The 19,388-nt window shown below is 37.2% G+C and carries 20 protein-coding genes and 6 pseudogenes; 19 read left to right on the forward strand and 7 right to left on the reverse strand.

What is annotated here, in order from left to right:
- Window positions 1-199 precede the first annotated feature (199 nt).
- The 17 genes and pseudogenes from NKG37_RS19255 to NKG37_RS19335 form a co-directional block, all read left to right on the forward strand.
- The gene (locus NKG37_RS19255) at window positions 200-451 is read left to right on the forward strand and encodes a hypothetical protein (protein ID WP_254415123.1); all 252 of its coding nucleotides are present in this window, start codon (window positions 200-202) and stop codon (window positions 449-451) included.
- On the forward strand, window positions 444-728 hold the full coding sequence (locus tag NKG37_RS19260) for a hypothetical protein (protein WP_254415124.1): 285 nt from the start codon (window positions 444-446) through the stop codon (window positions 726-728). The genes NKG37_RS19255 and NKG37_RS19260 overlap by 8 nt, the downstream gene beginning before the upstream one ends.
- Before the next feature lie 177 nt (window positions 729-905).
- Entirely contained in the window at window positions 906-2,396 is a 1,491-nt protein-coding gene (locus NKG37_RS19265) for an insertion element protein (protein ID WP_254415125.1), read from the forward strand.
- Between the two features lie 34 nt (window positions 2,397-2,430).
- Window positions 2,431-2,883, forward strand: a complete 453-nt coding sequence (locus NKG37_RS19270; protein ID WP_254415126.1) for an ASCH domain-containing protein — start codon at window positions 2,431-2,433, stop codon at window positions 2,881-2,883.
- 363 nt (window positions 2,884-3,246) lie between these two features.
- Window positions 3,247-4,363: pseudogene (locus NKG37_RS19275) on the forward strand (IS4 family transposase).
- A 451-nt stretch (window positions 4,364-4,814) separates the two neighbouring features.
- Complete coding sequence (locus tag NKG37_RS19280; protein ID WP_254415127.1) at window positions 4,815-5,141, forward strand: hypothetical protein; 327 nt, start codon at window positions 4,815-4,817, stop codon at window positions 5,139-5,141.
- Window positions 5,142-5,700: 559 nt separating this feature from the next.
- A pseudogene (gene ltrA, locus NKG37_RS19285) lies at window positions 5,701-6,387 on the forward strand (group II intron reverse transcriptase/maturase); the annotation flags it as partial.
- 544 nt (window positions 6,388-6,931) lie between these two features.
- Window positions 6,932-7,348 (forward strand): RNA-dependent RNA polymerase family protein, encoded by a 417-nt coding sequence (locus NKG37_RS19290; RefSeq protein ID WP_254415128.1) that lies wholly within the window; start codon window positions 6,932-6,934, stop codon window positions 7,346-7,348.
- Complete coding sequence (locus tag NKG37_RS19295; RefSeq protein WP_254415129.1) at window positions 7,257-8,192, forward strand: reverse transcriptase domain-containing protein; 936 nt, start codon at window positions 7,257-7,259, stop codon at window positions 8,190-8,192. Before NKG37_RS19290 ends, NKG37_RS19295 begins: the two co-directional genes overlap by 92 nt.
- A gap of 165 nt (window positions 8,193-8,357) precedes the next feature.
- The gene (locus tag NKG37_RS19300; RefSeq protein ID WP_254415130.1) at window positions 8,358-8,828 is read left to right on the forward strand and encodes a group II intron maturase-specific domain-containing protein; all 471 of its coding nucleotides are present in this window, start codon (window positions 8,358-8,360) and stop codon (window positions 8,826-8,828) included.
- 160 nt (window positions 8,829-8,988) lie between these two features.
- Entirely contained in the window at window positions 8,989-9,183 is a 195-nt protein-coding gene (locus NKG37_RS19305; protein WP_254415131.1) for a hypothetical protein, read from the forward strand.
- A gap of 11 nt (window positions 9,184-9,194) precedes the next feature.
- Window positions 9,195-9,932 (forward strand): S8 family serine peptidase, encoded by a 738-nt coding sequence (locus NKG37_RS19310; RefSeq protein ID WP_254415132.1) that lies wholly within the window; start codon window positions 9,195-9,197, stop codon window positions 9,930-9,932.
- 38 nt (window positions 9,933-9,970) lie between these two features.
- Window positions 9,971-10,231: a S8 family serine peptidase gene (locus tag NKG37_RS19315; protein WP_254415133.1), complete on the forward strand. Its 261-nt coding sequence runs from the start codon at window positions 9,971-9,973 to the stop codon at window positions 10,229-10,231.
- Window positions 10,176-10,370 carry a S8 family serine peptidase gene (locus NKG37_RS19320; protein ID WP_254415134.1) on the forward strand — a complete coding sequence of 65 codons (195 nt, stop codon included), beginning with the start codon at window positions 10,176-10,178 and terminating at the stop codon, window positions 10,368-10,370. Before NKG37_RS19315 ends, NKG37_RS19320 begins: the two co-directional genes overlap by 56 nt.
- Before the next feature lie 97 nt (window positions 10,371-10,467).
- Window positions 10,468-11,063 (forward strand): annotated as a pseudogene (locus NKG37_RS19325) (phospholipase D-like domain-containing protein).
- A gap of 122 nt (window positions 11,064-11,185) precedes the next feature.
- Entirely contained in the window at window positions 11,186-11,473 is a 288-nt protein-coding gene (locus tag NKG37_RS19330; RefSeq protein WP_254415135.1) for a DUF421 domain-containing protein, read from the forward strand.
- A gap of 136 nt (window positions 11,474-11,609) precedes the next feature.
- Window positions 11,610-11,735, forward strand: a pseudogene (locus NKG37_RS19335) (DUF1657 domain-containing protein); the annotation flags it as partial.
- 792 nt (window positions 11,736-12,527) lie between these two features.
- On the opposite strand, the gene NKG37_RS19340 reads toward NKG37_RS19335, so the two are convergent.
- From NKG37_RS19340 to NKG37_RS19365, 6 genes are all read right to left on the reverse strand, one after another.
- Entirely contained in the window at window positions 12,528-12,947 is a 420-nt protein-coding gene (locus NKG37_RS19340) for a hypothetical protein (protein WP_254416425.1), read from the reverse strand.
- Window positions 12,948-13,074: 127 nt separating this feature from the next.
- Window positions 13,075-13,590 carry a hypothetical protein gene (locus NKG37_RS19345; protein ID WP_254415136.1) on the reverse strand — a complete coding sequence of 172 codons (516 nt, stop codon included), beginning with the start codon at window positions 13,588-13,590 and terminating at the stop codon, window positions 13,075-13,077.
- Between the two features lie 433 nt (window positions 13,591-14,023).
- On the reverse strand, window positions 14,024-15,169 hold the full coding sequence (locus tag NKG37_RS19350) for a Ger(x)C family spore germination protein (protein ID WP_254415137.1): 1,146 nt from the start codon (window positions 15,167-15,169) through the stop codon (window positions 14,024-14,026).
- A gap of 14 nt (window positions 15,170-15,183) precedes the next feature.
- Window positions 15,184-15,540: a spore germination protein gene (locus NKG37_RS19355; RefSeq protein ID WP_254415138.1), complete on the reverse strand. Its 357-nt coding sequence runs from the start codon at window positions 15,538-15,540 to the stop codon at window positions 15,184-15,186.
- Complete coding sequence (locus tag NKG37_RS19360; protein ID WP_254415139.1) at window positions 15,434-16,303, reverse strand: spore germination protein; 870 nt, start codon at window positions 16,301-16,303, stop codon at window positions 15,434-15,436. The genes NKG37_RS19355 and NKG37_RS19360 overlap by 107 nt, the downstream gene beginning before the upstream one ends.
- 6 nt (window positions 16,304-16,309) lie before the next feature.
- Window positions 16,310-16,450: an N-acetylmuramoyl-L-alanine amidase gene (locus tag NKG37_RS19365; protein WP_254415140.1), complete on the reverse strand. Its 141-nt coding sequence runs from the start codon at window positions 16,448-16,450 to the stop codon at window positions 16,310-16,312.
- A gap of 363 nt (window positions 16,451-16,813) precedes the next feature.
- Here NKG37_RS19365 and NKG37_RS19370 point away from each other — a divergent pair, with 363 nt between their 5' ends.
- Entirely contained in the window at window positions 16,814-17,266 is a 453-nt protein-coding gene (locus NKG37_RS19370) for a hypothetical protein (RefSeq protein WP_254415141.1), read from the forward strand.
- A 162-nt stretch (window positions 17,267-17,428) separates the two neighbouring features.
- On the opposite strand, the pseudogene NKG37_RS19375 reads toward NKG37_RS19370, so the two are convergent.
- Window positions 17,429-18,542 (reverse strand): annotated as a pseudogene (locus NKG37_RS19375) (transposase); the annotation flags it as partial.
- A gap of 188 nt (window positions 18,543-18,730) precedes the next feature.
- On the opposite strand from NKG37_RS19375, the pseudogene NKG37_RS19380 reads away from it, so the two are divergent.
- Window positions 18,731-18,883, forward strand: a pseudogene (locus tag NKG37_RS19380) (transposase); the annotation flags it as partial.
- Between the last annotated feature and the right edge of the window lie 505 nt (window positions 18,884-19,388).

Here is a 19,388-nt window from a genome sequence, read left to right on the forward strand (position 1 = left end):
ATTCGCATATGAATTGGACTCTTTATTTTTGTTGATATATCAATATTTACTGGCAAATTGGGTATGAAATAATACACTAATTGGCATACTAATTAGAAGATGGACAATGGCTGTTGGTCATATGCCAAAAGTTGTTCTAATTTCGTTGATAATTTTAGGTCGAAAGTTGTTATAATTTGAATAAGGAGGTTGATATGCGGTGAAGTTCATTAAACCCAAGAATACAAATGCAGATAAGGTTGATTGGCTGATTTCCGAAAGGTCTCAAGCCATTGTGAAATATTATGCCGAATACACGCAATATAGCGAAAGTGAAGTTGCCGATAAGTTCTTGCAAAACATTCTTGACGACAAAGACTTCATTAAATGGATTGAGCAAAAACGAAATAACAAACGGTTAATAAAACAGATGGAAATTGAAGATATGGTGAAGGTGAAATCTATTGGCTAGTTTGAAGCGGTTGTCTAATAAACAAGACTCAGTGGTATCGGTTGTTCCGCCTGTATCAGATGGCGACATCGAAGATAGAAAAAAACATTATGGCATTTTAGACACCACAAAATACGCTAAAAGATACAACCATTTACTTTTTAGCCCTGTTCAATTTCATTGGAATGACAAAACATTTCAAATTCAATATAACTTTTGTACAGACCCATTCTGCAAATGGTTTGGAAGAGACCAAGAACGATTTGAAAAGGTTTTAAACAAACCAAGTAGATATTAATTAACTGGAAGTACGAAGAACCGAAGTAAGGTTATTAGGTGCAATCCTGACCCCATACAGCCGAATGTAGGTGTTGTATCGGACATTAGTTCCTATCCCTATTCTAATTGGTCTATTGCAGAAGAAATTAATCGGCTTGTCAGAATTGAAACAGTTCAAGATGTTGAACCAGATTATGTGTTTCATAAAGAAGGCTGTATAAACGAAGGTTTTACCCCGTTTGACCATAAAAAAGAGTTTTATAAGCAAGGGAAAAGTACAAGTAATTCTCAAAGGTGGCAATGTAAACAGTGTAAAAAAATCACCAATGTTTTGCCGAACAGAAAACAATCTACCACCTATCACCAACAAAGAAATGACATACTTCCCACATTTGCAAAATTGCTGTTAAACAAGGTTCTTATCAGTCGTGCTTGTGAAATTTTAGATATTGGGGTTGGAACATATTATCAAAAGTTAGAATGGCTTTATCGTAGATGTTTAGAGTTTTTGGACAGATACGAAACAAAACCTTTAAAGGACAAGCATTTTAAGGAAATGTGGCTAAATACCGATAAGATGCATTATTTACTCAACAATGTTCGGATAAAAGGTCAAGGTGGAAGTAAATTTCGGGGATTGGAAGATTTAAATTTGCAAACATACATTGTCGTTACTTCAGAGGTTTTTTCAAGGTATGCTTTTCGTTCTGATGTCGCTTATGATTGGGATATTACCTTTGAAGAATTGGCTTTGGATACCATTCAATATAAAGATGACCACTTGAATGAGTTCGCCAAGAAAAATGCAAGGTTAGATTTTTCTCATTACCCTCAAGAACCACCTAAAGAGAAAAAAGAAGAATATGCTCAATATACGCACGACATTAATAAAATCAGACACAGGAGCCAATATGTAGATGGTCTGCACGTCAACGCAACATACACGAATATTGCTCATTATTGGCTAATTAAACAGCTTGTAAAGGCAAATGAATGGCGAATGATTAGCGACAATGACAGTTCAATCAAAACAGCTTTCTTTCGTGTTTTTGCCAAAGAAATCAAACAATACGATGCCCATCATTTTCTAAGTCTTGTTGACCGAGAAAAATCAAGAAAACGATGTTTGCAGGAGTTTGAAGATGCCAAACAGGATTTGTTGGTGTGGGGTTTTCAAAGTGGTTATGATACAAAAAATTTAAGGAAGTTGGCTAAATATTATTTGACCGAACTGTTTAGCCGACACACTTTTCACGAACAAGTTTCAAACAGAGAAAAGTCCTTTAATAAATATGCCAATAATCCAATTGAACATCCGTTGGCATCAAAAGATAAAGGCTTTCATTTGGTAGATTGCACAACAGACCTTTCTTCCTATGAGCCAAAAGATATTGCTGAAATGGTATTAGAGGTAAATGATAATGCCACCAATGCTTTTATCCAACAAATGAGAAGAAGGTTGTCCATCCTTGAACGTCCTTTAATGACCGCAAGGGGCGAAGGAAAAAGTTATATTTATGCGAATTTTAATCCGAAATACGCTCAATATGCTTTAACCATTTTGAGAACTTACTTTAACTTTTGCCTACCTTTTAAAACTGCTGATGGAAAGAAACTAACTCCTGCTCAAAGGCTGGGCATTACCGAGAAGGTTTTTGATTTGAATGATATAATTTATTTTAGGTAGATTGCCTATCAATTTTATTAGGGAGAGAAAAAATATGAATGAAGCATCGCAAATATATTGGGATGAATTTTGGAAATCTCAAGGTCAAGAAAAACCAAAAAGAGTAAGTGCGTGGCAATTCGGAGACAATCCAGACCATTTGGCTCAATTAGTAATAGATGGTGTAAAATCAGCCACTTGTTCGGGGCTAATTTTTTATGAAAATGAAAACGAGCCACTACCTTCAGTTGAAGATTACAGTATTATCTTAAATAGTAAAGATGAACCTTTAGCGATTATTAAAACAGTTGATGTGAAAATAATGCCAATGAATGAGGTTCCAGAGGATTTTGCTATTGCAGAAGGTGAAGGAGATAGAACTTATCAATACTGGAAAGAAGCCCACGAAAAATTCTTTACTAAAGAATTGAGTGATTTAGGGCTTGAATATTCGGAAGATATGATGTTGGTCTGTGAGCGTTTCGAATTAGTAAATACTAAAAAATAAGTAAAAAACGCTTGGAAAAATTCCAAGCGTTTTTATGTGCTAAAGTGGGTTGCTATTTTGACATCAAATTCACTGTTTTTTGGTATGTGGATCTGGTATCCATTTATAATTTTCTACTCCAAAACTGAACTACTTAAATAATAATTGTTTCTTCTTTATCCGGTTTTCGATTATTGGAAGCATGAATAAATTGCTCATGAAATCCTGTTATATAAGCAATATCACTAGTGTTGCATTAATTTAATTTCACTATTAGGAATACTCTAAATGTTCAATTTTATCATTTTATGCAAAGAAAAAGTCCTTTATAATGGATAAGTCAGGTGGTAATCTGTCCAAATCCACTATAAAAGGACTAAACTCATGGACAAGATTACACGAAAAACTTCATTTGGACAATGGTTTTCACCAATAAATTTTAGAGTTTTTGATGAACAGGTGAAAACATTGAAATTAGATTACTACACGAAAAAATTAACGACGGAGTCGTTCCTAAAATTACTTCTTTTTGCGCAGCTACAAGGAAGTAGAAAGCCTTCATGCGCTGGGGGATTGCCTTTTTGATGATCAGCTTCAAAAGGGAATTGACCTTGATTCTATTAGTATTTCTCAGCTGTCACGCCGTTTAAATGGGTTAAATCCAAATCTATTCCAAAGGCTGTTTCTTGATTTAGTGTCACAAATTCACGTCAAAACGCACTGCACGAAACTTGTGATGCCATTAAAAATCATCGATTCAAGCACTTTACCACTCAATTTGACGAATCATAAATGGGCGGAATTCCGCAAAACAAAGGCTGGAGTGAAGCTGCATCTGCGGCTTGTATTTATGGAAAAAGGAACTTCCTACCCTGAAAAAGCCGTTATGACTACTGCCAAAGAACATGACCGTGGACAGCTCGAAATCATGGTAGATGACAAAGAATGCATGTATGTGTTTGACCGTGGTTACCTAGATTATGAACGATTTGACCGTATGACTGATGATGGCTACTTTTTTCTTTCAAGGCTACGGAAAAACGCTGTAATACGTGAAGTGTACAGCTTTAAATTATCTGAAAATACGTCTGTCTTATCAGATCAAATGGTGTTGATAGGTACAGCACAAAACCGTGCTGAAAATTATTTTCGCCTAATAAGAGTCTTAGATTCAAAAGGAAATGAACTCCATTTAATCACAAATCGTTTTGATTTGAGTGCTGACGAAATTTCAGAAATGTACAAATCACGCTGGGCAATTGAGTTGTTTTTCAAATGGATCAAACAGCACCTCAGTATAAAAAAGTTTTACGGTCAAAGCGAATGGGCGATTCAAAATCAAGTATTCATTGCGCTAATTGTTTTTTGCTTACATGTACTCGCGCAAATTGAAACAAGAAGCAAGCAAAAAATCTTACAAATTAGCCGATACTTACGGGCAGCGATATGGAAACCAGCGCATATCTGGCTTCGAAAGATTGAAGGAAAAATTATTCCTTGATTCGCAAATTGTCGTTGTCGCACTAGTCTAACAGGCCTAATTGTAAATAAATTTCCAAATGGACGGAGCCACCTTTAATTAGGCATTTAACTTTTTGGCTATAAAAGGCAGGAACTATTTAACTGAAAATTTAGATATTATTTATGCAACACTAGTGAAAGTTTTTAAAATTCGAATTATATTTTTATTATTTTCGCAAAAAATACTCTTGGCAAAAAAAATCAAGGAAGAGAGAATAGGGTAAATTGGATCAGTTTGTAGAAGAGGTTATTCAGAAAGCAAAAAATAGAATCGGATAAAATAGGGAAACTTTGTAATATTATCTATCATAAGTCTATACATAATTGCTTATTGCTGTATTTCATCAAATTTCTTTTTAGACTATCTGAATAAATAAAGAATAAACGGAGAAAATAATTTAGAAATTACAACAATCGAAAGGGCGGTAAAGATGAATCTTAAGTGGATGAAACTTTTATCAACAGTTTTTCTTTCAATTTTCTTGTTATTGGGGTGTAATAATGGAGATGACGATAATAATCCACCACCGGAGGATGTAACTCCAGGGACAGAAGAACCAATTGAAGATCCAATCGACGCAACAGATCCAGATACTATTGATGAACATAATGTCACCCCTGATACAGAAGAACCAATTGAAGATCCAATCGACGCAACAGATCCAGATACTATTGATGAACATAATGTCACCCCTGATACAGAAGAATCAATTGAAGATCCTGAAGACGCAAAAGATCCAGATACTATTGATGAATAAGTTTATACACCGTTTGTTCTCAAACGGTGTTCTTTAGTGTGCCGGGCATGTTCACTAGCTAGGCGGTGTAAGTCCGCTATGGGCGTTGGGATATGCGAACCATTAGTCGAAGGCAAGGGTGTCCGTGGTGACGCGGAATCTGAAGGAAGCCCTAGGCAAATCCTTGGTCTGAGGTATACGAATCACATTAGAGGTTTTCATTTCAGGATGAGTTTGCTAAACAAAACGAAGTCCTAAATATCCCCGGATGAAATGAGAATAAATGTGGCAGATAGATGAGGAGAAAGCGAGTGAACTTACCCCGGGAGGTCTCTTGAATATCCTACTGGGAACCTATCTAGTGATAGATAGCTGAATCAAGAGAAGTCAGCCGAAGTCATAGTATCAAATCTAGGATTTGAGAAGGACGGAACGAAAGGAGCGACCGAGCTAGAGGTATTGATAAGGAAACGAAGAAGCAGAAACAAAATGACTATATGGGAAACGAAGGTTCGGAAAACTGGAGAACCGTATATAGAGTGGAGTTATCCTTATGCAACCTCAACAGCACGGGAACAATATGAAATCAACGATAAGTTTAATTGAAAAGATAACAGAACTGAATAATTTGAACCATGCCTTCAAGAAGGTTAAAAGCAATAAAGGAGCAGCAGGAGTCGATGCGAAAGATATAGAAGCTACTCGCCTTTATTTGAAAGAAGAAGGTCAAATGATTACGGAACTTATTAGAGAAGGAAAATATAAACCTAAAGCAGTAAGAAGGGTGGATATCCCCAAACCAAACGGAGGAACAAGGAAACTTGGAATCCCTACCGTGACAGATAGAGTCATTCAACAAGCAATTGTACAGAAACTTACTCCCATTTTCGAAAAGCAATTTAGTTCTTATAGCTACGGATTCAGACCAAACAGGAGTGCACACCAAGCGATAGAACAAGCAAGACAATATATCGAAGATGGATACAACTTTGTCGTAGACATAGACCTAGAGAAATTTTTCGACCGAGTGAACCATGACAAACTAATGTCCCTCATCGCGAAAACGATCACTGATAAACCAACCTTGAAATTAATCAGAAGATATCTCCAAGCAGGAGTGATGGACAATGGGTTAGTTAAACCGAATACAGAAGGAACACCACAAGGTGGTCCGTTGAGTCCGTTATTAAGCAACATTATGCTTCACGAATTAGATAAAGAATTAGAGAAACGTGGACACAAATTTGTGAGATATGCAGACGATTGTGCGCCACGAAAGTGTGCGTGAGTAGCGAGACTACTCAAAGCAGCTATGCTGTACAAATGATGACGGTGGGCCCGTCGGAGTCGCCATACAGGTGGAGATTTCAAACTACCTTAAGGTGCTGTAGTCAAAAGCTATGGTATTGAGCGTTAAGGAAAAGGCAGTCAAGAACTGTCAAGTGCGTGTTATGGAGATGAATGAACATGTGAACCACTTACGGAAATGTCGAAAGCGTAGAGATTCCATCAAAACTAGGGGGTAGTCGTTAACCTAGGATGAGCTTAGAGGAAACCTGTTTACTGTCTAAGTGGTGGGCGGCATAGAGGTGGCATGAACATAACACAGGCGTTTGTACGGAACGTGGGAACCTACGGGCTGATGTTAAGGGAGTATTTCAAGTGGAAGACCCACAAGAAAAGAGTACCGATGCAGTCATAGGGGCAGATTGGGTTGTAGTAGTGATGAAACTTCTGTAATAGAAACGGAGCGAAGAATCCAAGTTATTCAGTTTCAAAGGATAGGTCAACTTTGAAAGGAGGAGGAACCTATGCAAGAAACAAAACCGTTTAGTATTTCAAAGAATGCAGTAATGACTGCATTTGAGCGAGTTAAAGCCAACAAAGGGGCATACGGGATTGATGAACAGTCTATTGAGAGCTTCGAACTAGACTTGAAGAATAATCTGTACAAACTATGGAATCGTATGTCCTCAGGAAGCTATTTTCCTAAACCAGTAAAAGCAATAGCTATTCCCAAAAAGAACGGTGGAACAAGAACACTTGGTATACCTACAGTCGAAGACCGAGTGGCACAGATGGTTGCGAAATTATATTTTGAACCATCAGTGGAGAAATTGTTTTATGAGGATTCTTATGGATATCGACCAAATAAATCGGCGATTCATGCGATCGAGGCTACAAGGAAAAGATGTTGGAGGAAAGACTGTATTAGAGTTCGATATTAAGGGACTGTTTGATAATATCCGACATGATTACCTCATTGAAATGGTAAAACGTCATACAAATCAAGAATGGGTCATCTTATATATACAAAGATGGCTAACTGCACCTTTTCAAATGGAAGACGGAACGTTAACAGAGCGGACTTCTGGCACTCCGCAAGGAGGGGTCATCAGTCCAGTTCTTGCGAATCTATTTCTTCATTATACATTTGATGATTTTATGACAAAAGAATTTCCAAGTATTCCTTGGGCAAGATACGCTGATGATGGAATAGCACACTGTGCTTCATTGAAACAAGCCAAATATCTTCAACGAAAACTGGAAGAAAGATTTCAATTGTTTGGATTGGAGTTGAACCTGGAGAAAACGAAAATTGTCTATTGTAAAGATGATGATAGGCAAGGGGACTATTCGACTATCTCTTTCGATTTTCTAGGATACACATTTCGTCCAAGGCACTCAAAGAATAAATATGGAAAATTCTTTACAAACTTCTTGCCAGCTATTGCCGACAAGGCAAAGAAAGCAATCAGAAAAGAAGTGAGAAGTTGGCGACTACAGCTCAAAGTAGATAAAACACTGCAGGATATTTCCAACATGTTCAATAAGAAAATCCAAGGTTGGATTAATTACTATGGACATTTCTATAAATCAGAAATGTACAGTGTACTGCGATATATTAATAGTTGCTTGGTAAAATGGGTTCGCCGAAAATACAAAAAGCGAAAACATCGAAGAAGAGCGGAACATTGGTTAGGAGCTATTGCACATCGAGAACGCAAGTTATTTGTGCATTGGAAATATGGAATACAACCGGCGATGAATAATGGGAGCCGTATGAGCTGAGAGGTTCACGTACGGTTCTGAGAGAGACTGAGGGGGAGGTTCCTTCGGTCTACTCACTGCAATATTTTCGTTAAAAGCCTGAAAGCAGGAGAACGAATAAAAGAAGGCATCACTCAATTTATCGAGAGAAAATTGAAGCTGAAGGTGAATCAGGAGAAAAGTGCGGTGGGAAAGCCGATAGCGCGGATATTCTTAGGTGTAAGCTTCTACCAAAGGGGAAGGAAAACTAGAATATTCGTGCCAAAAGAGCGAAAGAAAAGGTTTGAAGAAAAGCTAAAGAAACTCACAAACCGAAATTGGGGAGTAAGTATGGAATTTCGTGTGAAGAAAATAAATCAATTGATACAAGGTTGGGGGAATTACTTTAAAGTCGCGGATATTAAGAAATACGCGTATAAAATCGATAGTCACACGAGACGTAGATTAAGAGCGTGTAGGTGGAAAGAGTGGAAAATGGTGAAAACGAAATATAAGAACCTTATGAAGCTCGGGATATCTAGGGAGGAAGCAAAGAAAAACGCCAACTCCCGAAAGGGATATTGGCGCCTATCAAATAACCCTATATTACATCTTGCCTTAAATAATCAATACTGGCAAGAACAAGGTTTAAAATCCTTATCGAAGGTGATTTCATAAACTTTCGAACCGCCGTATACCGAACGGTACGTACGGTGGTGTGAGAGGTCGGCACGGAAACGTGCCTCCTACTCGATTGTATCAAGATTCAAGGATGTTAATAAGAAATTTAATACTTATATTGCAACATTTTCTAATAATAAATTTATAGAGGTGTCTCATGACAAAATTACGAAAGTCCTTATTGGTTACTGTTTCCGTACTTATTCTTCTATCCATAGGGTTATTATTCATAGTACCAAATACAAGAAACAAAGAGAATCCCGAAAATAAAACAGTTGCTGTCAAAAACAAATTTAATCCCCCTATAACCAATGTCCAAAATGTTGAAAACGAAAAAATGTTCTTCAAATAAACAGCCTTTCCATGGGTCAAACCATCAAGAATCAATTAAAAAATGAACCTTCCGTTTTTCTAATTAAACACAATGAAAAAACTGAGAGTCATTATATTAAGAAAGAAGTAAACGTTACATTCAATACTCTTCCCTCAACAAAGGAAATAAAAAGGATAACACAGGAGATAAATGGCACTATCATTAAAAAGCTAAATTCTACGATTGTTTTTCGTTCTAATACGCTTTCGACCAAGGAACTTATTGAATATTTTAACAGACAGGTTATGGTTGAATTTGCTGAACCCAATTATCTTTATCTGCAAAATCAAATTGGACTTCCTAATGATTTGCTATATAGAGAACAATACCAATGGAACTTATCGGCAATTCAAGCAGAAGCAGGCTGGGATATCACCAAAGGGGATGAACATATCATTATTGCTGTTATAGACACTGGCGTTGATCTGGACCATCCTGATTTGAGAAGACGAATTACAAATGGTTATAATGTACTGTTGAATAATAATTTCCCTGATGATGACAACGGGCATGGCACCCATGTAGCAGGAATCATTGCATCGGAAACAAACAACCATGAAGGTGTTGCAGGCATCACTTGGTATAACAAAATAATGCCTATAAAAGCAATGGGTGCCGAAGGGCATGGGACGACCTTTGATATAGCAAAAGGGATTTTTTGGGCAGTGGATCATGGAGCCGATGTCATTAATATGAGTTTAGCAATTATCAGCATTCTTCCCTTTTAAAAGGGGCAATCGATTATGCATACAGTAAAAATGTTGTCTTGATTGCTGCAGCAGGAAATGAAAATACTATGCAGCCGAGCTATCCAGCTGCTTTTTCTAAGGTTCTAAGTGTCGCCGCCGTAAGTTACACCGGACAACGTGCCCCTTTCTCAAATTATGGAGATTATATCGATGTTGCAGCTCCCGGAGTTCAAATTCCGAGCACCTATTTTAACCAGCAGTATGCAGCTTTAAGGTACTTCTATGGCTTCGCCTCATGTGGCAGGACTTGCTGGCCTCTTGCTTTCAGTAAACCCTAATTTAACGAACCAAGAAGTAATAGACATTATTAAGAATTCTACTTATGATTTAGGAATCCCTGGAACTGATCACGAATTTGGTAGTGGCTTAATTAATGTAAAGAATGGATTGGAAGATGCCCAAAGCAAAAGGCAATAATCCCTTTTTGAAACCGTTGCTTTTCGTTGTTATAAAACTTCTACATGATGTACATTGTTTGTACATCATAATGGAAAAACTAAGGAGGGAATTTTAGTTGGAGTGGATTTTTTATCTATACCTGTTAAATACGTTCTTTATGTTATTCATAGCAATTTGGGAAGTTCGTCGGCCAGCCAAAGCTTTGAATTGGATAGTAATCGTCCTTGTTTTGCCTGTCATTGGTTTCTTACTATATCTTAGCATATCAAATCCCAAGCTTATTCATCGTAAAAGATTGACCTCTTCTCATAATGAGTCTGATAAGTTACCTGATACATATAGTGATTCAGCATCGATAATCGCCGATGCTTTAAGGTATTTTACTGTAGGCGGGCTTGGCTTCGAGTCGGCAAAGTCCAAGCTGGAGTTCAAATCTACCAGTACGACAAAGGAATGATACATGCGAAGGTGTTGACCATCGATGAGGAGATTGCAGACGTAGGCTCAGCAAACTATGATATGAGAAGTTTTCGCCTGAATTATGAGGTGTGTCAAGTCGTGTACAGTGCTGATGTGGCAAGGGAACTCACAGAGCAGTTCGAGAGGGATCTTACTGATTCTGTACCATTAAGAATTGAAGACTTGCTGCAACGATCCCTGACTGAGCGCATAGTTGAACAGGGTGCTCGCGTGCTTTCTCCATTATTATAAGTTGAAAAAACCCGTATTTTTTATCTTTCTGATTTTAATTTAGCTTACATGTTGTAATATAAATATTTTAAAACATGAGGGATTTTTGAAATCGAGTGAAATATAAAATGGAGGAATAAACTTTGGGTGAAGTTTTTTTGGGTTTACTGACAATCAAAGTCATAGTAGGTTTTGTCACCTTATTTTTTATCATTATCATAACAGGCAGAACATCCATCTATCAGTTAACCCCGTTTCACTTAGTTTTTGTATTAGTGCTTGGAGATTTTTTAGGAAATACCATTTATGAAAATAAGGTAGGGATTTTTCACTTTTTATATGCCATCGGATTGTGGACGCTTCTCATGTTGGGGATAGAGTTCTTGACTCTAAAAAATAAATCGACACGTTCTCTCTTATTGGGCATATAATTACATAACTGTGGGTTTTTGGTCATTTAAAATCAGGATAAAATTGGAAGTTATAAAAAATATTCTTATACATCATTCTAATAAAGTAAAAATTAAAGGCGGCGTTATTTATAACAGTAAAAAATGACGTAAAGACAGGGCTAGCTTCGAAACATTTGCAATCAACAAGCTAAGCAGCTTTACCAAGAGGCTACACACTCAATCCATTCTACACAGCGTTGAACCACGCGTTCAACAAATCGAACAAGAAGAACCGCAATAAGCCCAAGATGGAAGCCAAGCTTCCCAAGGCAGTACGCAAGGAGCACAAAATCAATAAGGAAATGAGTTTACAAGCAAAAATAATGAACAACAAGTAAGACAACAAAACAAACAAGCCCAGTCTCATAAAAAAAAATAACTGAAGCACACGTTCGTAAAAATTACAATTCTAAGCTTTATGTCGCAACATTCTTGGTATATTACAGAGAGCGAATAAAAACTAAGTTTTCTTACCAAGAGTTGTTTTATAAAAAATATAAAAGGAGCAAGTGTTATGCGATTACCCGAAGACTTTATAAGAGCTAGGCATAAAAAAGAAGGGGTAAGTTTAGATCAATGCTTTTCAAATCCTATCATACATAGGGAGATACATGGGAATAAGGTATTCGTTCCATTGGATTTAAAGAGAATTTGGAATCAATAAAAGTTTTTAGCAATGAAATATAGCAACCGTTTTGATTATAAGGCTATTTTATATATAAGGGATCCCACCAACAAAAAGCGCTTAAAACATACGCTAAGCATAATTCGTCATGAATAAAGCCGATTTTTCCTCAACTTACGAGAAATAATCGGCTTTATGGATAAGGGGGCAATCGATTGTCAAAATGAATCCATTCCTAAATACTATTTAAAAACCGGTTGATGTGAAACCATTACCATAATCTAAAAAAAGAGTATTATTCGGGGTGACACAAAAATAATTTATTCAAGTGGATTAACGGACTAATGCGCCTAATATATGTGATATATATAAAGATATCTTACCATAGTGTAACGGGAGGGTAGTGATTTAGTACAGGATATCTGATGTTAAAAAGACTCCGGCAGGAGGAACGCCGTTCTGATATATAGGAGGTTCAGTGAGTGCTGTATCAGTTGTAGCAATCCAAGTTCCGTACTCACCTGCAAGCAAAGAGGGAGGTTTCATAATAAACCGTCCACTTAAAACGAAATGACGAATTCTAATCGAGGGATCATCAAATATAGTTAAGTTACCAAAAAATGAGGCATATGGTGAATCAAAACTTATTTGTTTGGTGTTTTCTTCCCAATACCCATTAATTTGAATAGGTGTACCACGAAAATTAATTGTACCAGATACTTTATTATTACCTGTAATAGAATTAATGATGAGTACTCCCCAAATAATGGGTCGACCGGCTATAGAAGCCGAAATACCCCATTTTGATGGAAAAGGTATACTAACCATGAGTTTCTGTGCAGTTTGCAAAAGTAGATTCCTCGTTTCGTAATAATCATAAATACAAGAGTTTAAAGTTTAATTTCTATCTATACATCAGAGTGTTAAAAAAAGAAAGAAAGTCTAATAAATTATTTTAATATTTATTCATTTTGAATCTTCCATATTCGGTTTCGAACATTTCATTTACTTCCCAAGATTCAACGGTTTTATAAGCTGTTTGTTGATCAAAGCCTTTTCCCAGAAGGTAGGCCATTGCGGCAATTTCAGTTAGCGCATGTTCATAGGAAGTAAGAGTAACTTCTTTTAGACCATAATCAACAAAAGGCTTTATTGCCATTAATGTTTCACTTTTCAAATCCTGATCCGAATTTTCTCTCTCATCGGATTCATTACCCTCTAGATTTGGATGTGCTTCTTTGTATAGCACCTCCCACTGTTCATACAGACTTGTAGCTGACTCAAAGTCCTCAGAGTCTACTGTTAAATTTTTTTGTAATTTACTCATTAAATTACGCCATGTCTCTTCCCATTCCTCTAAAGTTCTTAAGTCAAAGAGTTTTGAGAACTTCGGTTTCACACTTTCCCAATGAACATAAATGTCGGTACACCATCCCAATAAATATTTATAGTTTTCCGTTTGGGCTTCCATTTTTTTATCACCCTTTTTAAATTTTTTCACTTCTAAAAAAAGAAGCAATATCGCGTGTAAAATGAGGTTAAATACCTTTTAAAACCAATTTACAATTCTATGGTATGTTTCACTTATGTCCCTAGACTAGGCATTTGTCTCATTTAACAAAATAAATTTTGTTTTCTTTCCGAACGGATAAATATGTTGCATTCTGCAAGTATAATTTTCCTTTGCAAACAAGGCCGGTGTTAAAAGTATAAAGGCATTTTTAAAACGTTCTTAACAAACAGATAAAGAGCAGGTAAGCTGAGGAACTTGATAAAAACCTGAAGGGGTTCCGTCAGGAAAATACGGATTTACAACGTTAAACTATTTTTTGGGAAACAAAAACCTTGCTTCCCCAACGCTAAGCAGAAGAAGCAAGGTGAGTTAATAATTTCACTTGCCAGAATCACGAGGTGGATTCACCATGTTCATGTAATTTATATCCTCCAGGGTAAACAATATTCACCTCAACCTTTACATGGCGCAGGGGATTTTGGTTTAAAACGAGTTGCTGTTTTCCTGTGGCTATGCTCTTCCATTGATGTGGATGTTTGCGATACAAAGATTCGCCCAAATTGTAAATATCTATACCCTCTTTAAAAGCAGTATGATACGTTTTGCGGATTTGCTCCTCTATTTTTTCCTGAGCCATTTGTGTGAGTTCCTTTTCGGTAAGGTCCGTATGCAATTCATTGATCCCCGCCTTCACTTTTACTGAAATATCGAAATACGCCTTGTTCAATTTCACAATAGGAGTCACTTCATATTTGGGTTTTTCTGCGACAAGAACAGCCGCAAGCTTCTCTTCGGTAAACAAATCAAGAGGTACTCGGATCGTGTGAGTACTTAGCCAGGGCATTCCCGACAAATCCTTAAGATCCATTCGTCCATAATAATTGTTTAGATCATATACTTGTACGCCTGAATATCTAAGCAGCTCTTTTGGTTTATTACTTTCCTGCCATTGACCTTTGCGAAGCGATAATTCCGGTATATAACTGGTTCTAGCCTTTTCGTTTGAGTCCAGTACAAATTGTTGCAGGCGGACCGGAGCAAGGATAGAGAACTGTCTGAAACTTTGCTCGGGATTGTGAAGAATGGATGCCTTTGGCGATAATCTAAAAAATGGAGTTGCCAGCAAGATTTCTTCAAGAGGCTCTCTTGTACTAAACAGCCAGGCCAAGTATCTTATTTCACGATAACGGTTGATCAATTCCAGCACTTCTCCGACTTTGTTTTCCTTCATCAATCTCTCGCTGAACAAGATGGCAGAGATTTGTCCCCAGTTTAAGCGCTGTTGTGATGTACTGTACAAATCATTTGCCGCCTCTGTAAACGAGGAACCTTCGCCTTTGCCCACCCAAACCGGGGGCTGCTCCGCTTTTTGCTGTCCCTCCAGCTTGGCCACTGTCAAGAAATCAAGCAATTGCACATATAAGGTGTATTGGCCATCGACATAGTCTATTCCAACAGCCGTAGCATAGTTCATGTTTTGCACTTCATATCTGCTCCAGCAACCGGTAAGGGTGAGAAGAAGGAAAAGTGCAACCATACTTTTATATCTCCTCATTTATGCCTGTCCCCTTGCCTTGTAGAATCTCGTGTCTTCAACATGTCCGGTCGAGTGTTTCGCCATGGCCAAGGTAATCGAAACAAAGCGTTGGCCAAGTCTTTAAATGGAGGTGATATTGGGGCCAAGTAAGGCAAGCCGTATGAACGCAATGAGGCTAAATGGCTGAGCACAATAAATAATCCAAGAAAGAAGCCATAAATGCCAAGCGTGGCAGACAGAATGAAAAGAAAAAAGCGTAAGGTACTAATCGTTCCAGCCAATGATAGGCTCGATAAAGTTGAACCAAAGATTTGTAATTGCTCCGATGACAACGATACCTGGGGATAAGAATCCAGCACGAATGGCCGCATCCCCCAGGATAAGTCCTCCTACAACCGTTACCGTGGAGCCGACCGCAGATGGCAATCGGATACCAGCTTCCCGCAGGATTTCTAAGAAGAGAAGTGCAATAAACATTTCAACTGCCACATCAAAAGGGATTCCCAACCGGTTAATCCCCAAAGTGGCAAGTAGATAATAGGGCAGCTGATCTTGATGATAGGAAAGAATAGCAACAAAAAATGCAGGAAGCAGTAGCGATACGGACAAGCCAAGTAAACGAAGCGTTTGACCAAATGTAGCTGCCAAAGCAGTAAAGTGGATATCTTCGGGTGCTTTCACAAGCAAAAATAAATTGGCAGGCGCAATCAACGCAGCCGGTGTACCATCCACAATCAACGCTACACGCCCATTGAGCATACAGTTCACGGTAAAGTCTGGTCTTCCTGTATACCCCATCAAAGGAAATAATGCTTTTGTCGGTTCCATTAATTCTTCTAGCTGAGTGGCGCTAAACGCTCCGTCAATGTGAAGATCATCTAATTTATTCTTTATATCTTGAACAATCTTAGGATCAACAATGTCACGCATGTATAGAATCGCAACGGTTGTTTTCGTGCGAACGCCTACTTTTTTCGTTTCATAAACCATGCTGGTTGATTTGATTCGTTTCCGAATTAACGCCACATTGACTCCCACTTCACCACAAATCCATCCTTTGGCCCCCGTACCCAAAGCATTCGCATCATCTGTACGTTCTTTCAAGCTGCGCGTAATATCTGCTGTTCTACTCATTTTAATTTACAGGCCTTCATAATGGTTTTCCAAGAGATTTCGGATGCTATGGGAAATATTTAAGGTAATTTCTTTTTCCTGCATCCCATTGCCAATAGCTCCTGGGTCCATTCTCCCGTGACCAGGATCTAAATATAATTTAAACATTTTACACCACCTCGTACAAATAAAATATGATCGAAGAGTAACGGAGGTATAGGAATTCGTCTGAGACACATATAAAAATAGGTGATGATAGGCATTACATTTCATTGAATTAGATGATTTATTTTAAAGCTAAGAAATTTTCCAAATGCGAGACCATATGTATGAGCAGCAATTAATGTTCCATATTTTTCGTGGGTCAGGCAAACTCTTGTTCATCTAGACAGTAGGCTGATTGATTATTGATGCTTCTTTCTTAACAAAACACCTAAGTGATTCTCTGTGCATATACTGTATCATTACTACAGGATTATGATTAAATACAACTCAATCCATACACATAAAATAATCAAGGAGAGGTTAATTTTGAAAATTCCAAAGACAGCCAAAGTTAGTATCCCCTTTCCATCCGTATGGGGGATTGATGCTTCTATTGCGGGGAGATCCATTATTAGAGGTATACTTATCATTGATTCCATTGTAGACAACAAAGTAGTAGGTACAGTTAATTTTCGTGGTATACCTATTCCGATTAATGGGTATTGGGACGAAAGCGCTAAACAAATAAGTTTCGATTCACCATATGCCTCCTTTTTTGGCAACTTGACAATATTTGATGAGACCGCTATAAGCATTCGGCATTTCATTTTAAGTGGACGGTTTATAATGAAACCTCCCTCTTTGCTGGCTGGTGAATACGGAAATTGGATTGCTACAACCTTTACAACCCGTTTGGGACCTCCCATATATACTAATGTTTTACCACCTGCTGGTGCCTTTTCAGTCTCAAGTATGCTCTTGGGACAGCAATTGTTTTAATTAGACCATGACTTTATAAAAACAACCTTCCTTTGTGACGAGGCCACTGAAAAACTTAAGTTTTTTATTTCTTTAATTTCCAATGAATGCAAAAAGGCAATTTTCCGCCGGTTTTTTAGGCGGAAAATTGCCTTTTTCCTTTTCTATTTTATTTTTTTCATTAAGAAGTTTCAGTATTCGCTTGAGGTTCACTGCAAATATTGCTGTAGCTCCTTGAATTTCCATACCAAATAGACCCGCAGATGATGCCGTTTCATACCCGTGTCTATGTTTTAATTCACTATTTTTCGCCTCCATTTTATATCGAGAGCGTGCATGTTCCTTAAACTCCTCACTGTTTTGAAATGCTTCTTGTTCCTTGTGTTCAGTGGATTTTATGGAAACAGAATAGGTTTTACTTTTTGCCCCTTCTTTATAACAGCCATCACGGAACGGACATACCATACATTTTTTAATGTCAAAGTAATAGGTGTCTTTTTGATTTTCTCCTTGATTCTTCTTTCCTGTTCGTGCTTTTCGTATTGCCATGTGACCTGCTTGACAAACGTACATACCTGCATCTTTATTAAACTCATACTCATCCTCTTTAGCACGTCTACCTTGTGTAATCAGGGGATTTAGTTTGGATACTAGTTGAACTTCTTCTGTTTTTGCATACTGGATATTATCTTTCTCTGAATACGCTGTATCACCAATGATTCTATCAATTGTCATTCCTGCTATTTTGCTTTTCTCAACTAGATCTTTCAAGTATTTCCCATCACTTTTCTCGCCTGTAGTAACAATCGCAGCAGTAATAATTCGCTCATCACACATAGCTAAATGTGTTTTAAATCCGAAGAAAGATGAATCAACTGTTGTATGTCCAATCCGCTTTTTCTAGAGCAATCTCAACGGTTTTGCCAATAAGCATGTCTAATAAACCCACATCTTTAAGACGGAGTTTACGAAATTTCGTTAATGAGCTTGGGTTAATTACTGAATCCTCTGGTGACATTTCGAGAAAATATTTAAATGACATATCGTATTTGGACCGTTCCACAACATCTACATCTGACAAATCAAAAATGGATTTAAGAAGTAAGTATTTGAACATACGAATTGGCGATATTGCATTGCGTCCATTTTCCAGACAGTATTTTGTTTTCAATTCATCTAATATAAATGTAAAATCTACCAGTTCATTAATTTTTCGAAGCATATTATCTTTTGGTACAACAATATCGTATAAAGTCATATATGGACTAAGGTTGAAAGATTCCTGATTTGAGATCACTTGGATACCACCTAAACACTTGATACTCATATTATACAGTAAAAAGGCAGTTGAAAGTTCTATCAAATGAACTATCAACTACCTTTAAAATTGGACTTTTTCAGTGGCCTCCACAACATCGTGGGTGGTTTTTTTGCCTTCATTTTTAATTCTCTTGGGTGTATTGTGTTGTGTAGATTTATAAGGTAACAACTAACATACGAGATTGACTGCTTATTAAACGGCTATTTAAAAAGGTTTGAGAATTGTAGAAACACTATCGCTCTTTATAGAGGACTTTATTTTTGATCATAAAAATGGACACCAATTCAGTTGAAATAGATAGAGGGGAGTTAATCAACTAGGTTTTGTTTGATGATTACCTTTATGAATTCTCAGATAAGCCTTTACAAATAGGATTTGTAAGGTACCCCGAATCAAGTGCAGCCGCCTCGACTTTCAGGTTAAATCTCTCTATTTGCCGATCAAGTCTAGAAAAGGATTAATATAGGGAGGGGAAGTCGTTTTAAGATTAGTCGCTAATATCAAATGTGTTAATGTTTAGTGAATGGTCGGTATCTCTAACAGAAGCGTAAAATATATCTTTAATTTGATGATATCCCTTTGCCTTTTGTGATAAGAGCCATAATTTAATATTTGATTAAAACATGATTTTAAAAACCTATCCAAAAAAGAAACTGGCTTACAGTGAATCTTTGGTGCAAAGTTTGCCAATTCCTTCTTTATCATACCTTCTAATGAGTATTATAAACACTTTTTTCCCTGTATTCTTAGGTAGAGATATTGATTCTTTTTAGTTTGAAACAATTATGTATCCAATTTTTTTTATCAATTCTATTAGATAGC

Source organism: Niallia sp. RD1, assembly GCF_024219955.1.
Taxonomy (GTDB): domain Bacteria; phylum Bacillota; class Bacilli; order Bacillales; family Cytobacillaceae; genus Niallia; species Niallia alba.

What these genes read in the sequence shown, in the direction of transcription:
- NKG37_RS19270 (WP_254415126.1), top strand. Translation starts at nt 2,431, where the DNA reads ATGAATGAAGCATCGCAAATATATTGGGATGAATTTTGGAAATCTCAA.
- NKG37_RS19280 (WP_254415127.1), top strand. Translation starts at nt 4,815, where the DNA reads ATGAATCTTAAGTGGATGAAACTTTTATCAACAGTTTTTCTTTCAATT.
- NKG37_RS19290 (WP_254415128.1), top strand. Translation starts at nt 6,932, where the DNA reads ATGCAAGAAACAAAACCGTTTAGTATTTCAAAGAATGCAGTAATGACT.
- NKG37_RS19295 (WP_254415129.1), top strand. Translation starts at nt 7,257, where the DNA reads ATGGATATCGACCAAATAAATCGGCGATTCATGCGATCGAGGCTACAA.
- NKG37_RS19305 (WP_254415131.1), top strand. Translation starts at nt 8,989, where the DNA reads ATGACAAAATTACGAAAGTCCTTATTGGTTACTGTTTCCGTACTTATT.
- NKG37_RS19310 (WP_254415132.1), top strand. Translation starts at nt 9,195, where the DNA reads ATGGGTCAAACCATCAAGAATCAATTAAAAAATGAACCTTCCGTTTTT.
- NKG37_RS19320 (WP_254415134.1), top strand. Translation starts at nt 10,176, where the DNA reads ATGGCTTCGCCTCATGTGGCAGGACTTGCTGGCCTCTTGCTTTCAGTA.
- NKG37_RS19340 (WP_254416425.1), bottom strand. Translation starts at nt 12,947, where the DNA reads ATGGTTAGTATACCTTTTCCATCAAAATGGGGTATTTCGGCTTCTATA.
- NKG37_RS19345 (WP_254415136.1), bottom strand. Translation starts at nt 13,590, where the DNA reads ATGGAAGCCCAAACGGAAAACTATAAATATTTATTGGGATGGTGTACC.
- NKG37_RS19350 (WP_254415137.1), bottom strand. Translation starts at nt 15,169, where the DNA reads ATGGTTGCACTTTTCCTTCTTCTCACCCTTACCGGTTGCTGGAGCAGA.
- NKG37_RS19355 (WP_254415138.1), bottom strand. Translation starts at nt 15,540, where the DNA reads ATGCGGCCATTCGTGCTGGATTCTTATCCCCAGGTATCGTTGTCATCG.
- NKG37_RS19360 (WP_254415139.1), bottom strand. Translation starts at nt 16,303, where the DNA reads ATGAGTAGAACAGCAGATATTACGCGCAGCTTGAAAGAACGTACAGAT.
- NKG37_RS19365 (WP_254415140.1), bottom strand. Translation starts at nt 16,450, where the DNA reads ATGTTTAAATTATATTTAGATCCTGGTCACGGGAGAATGGACCCAGGA.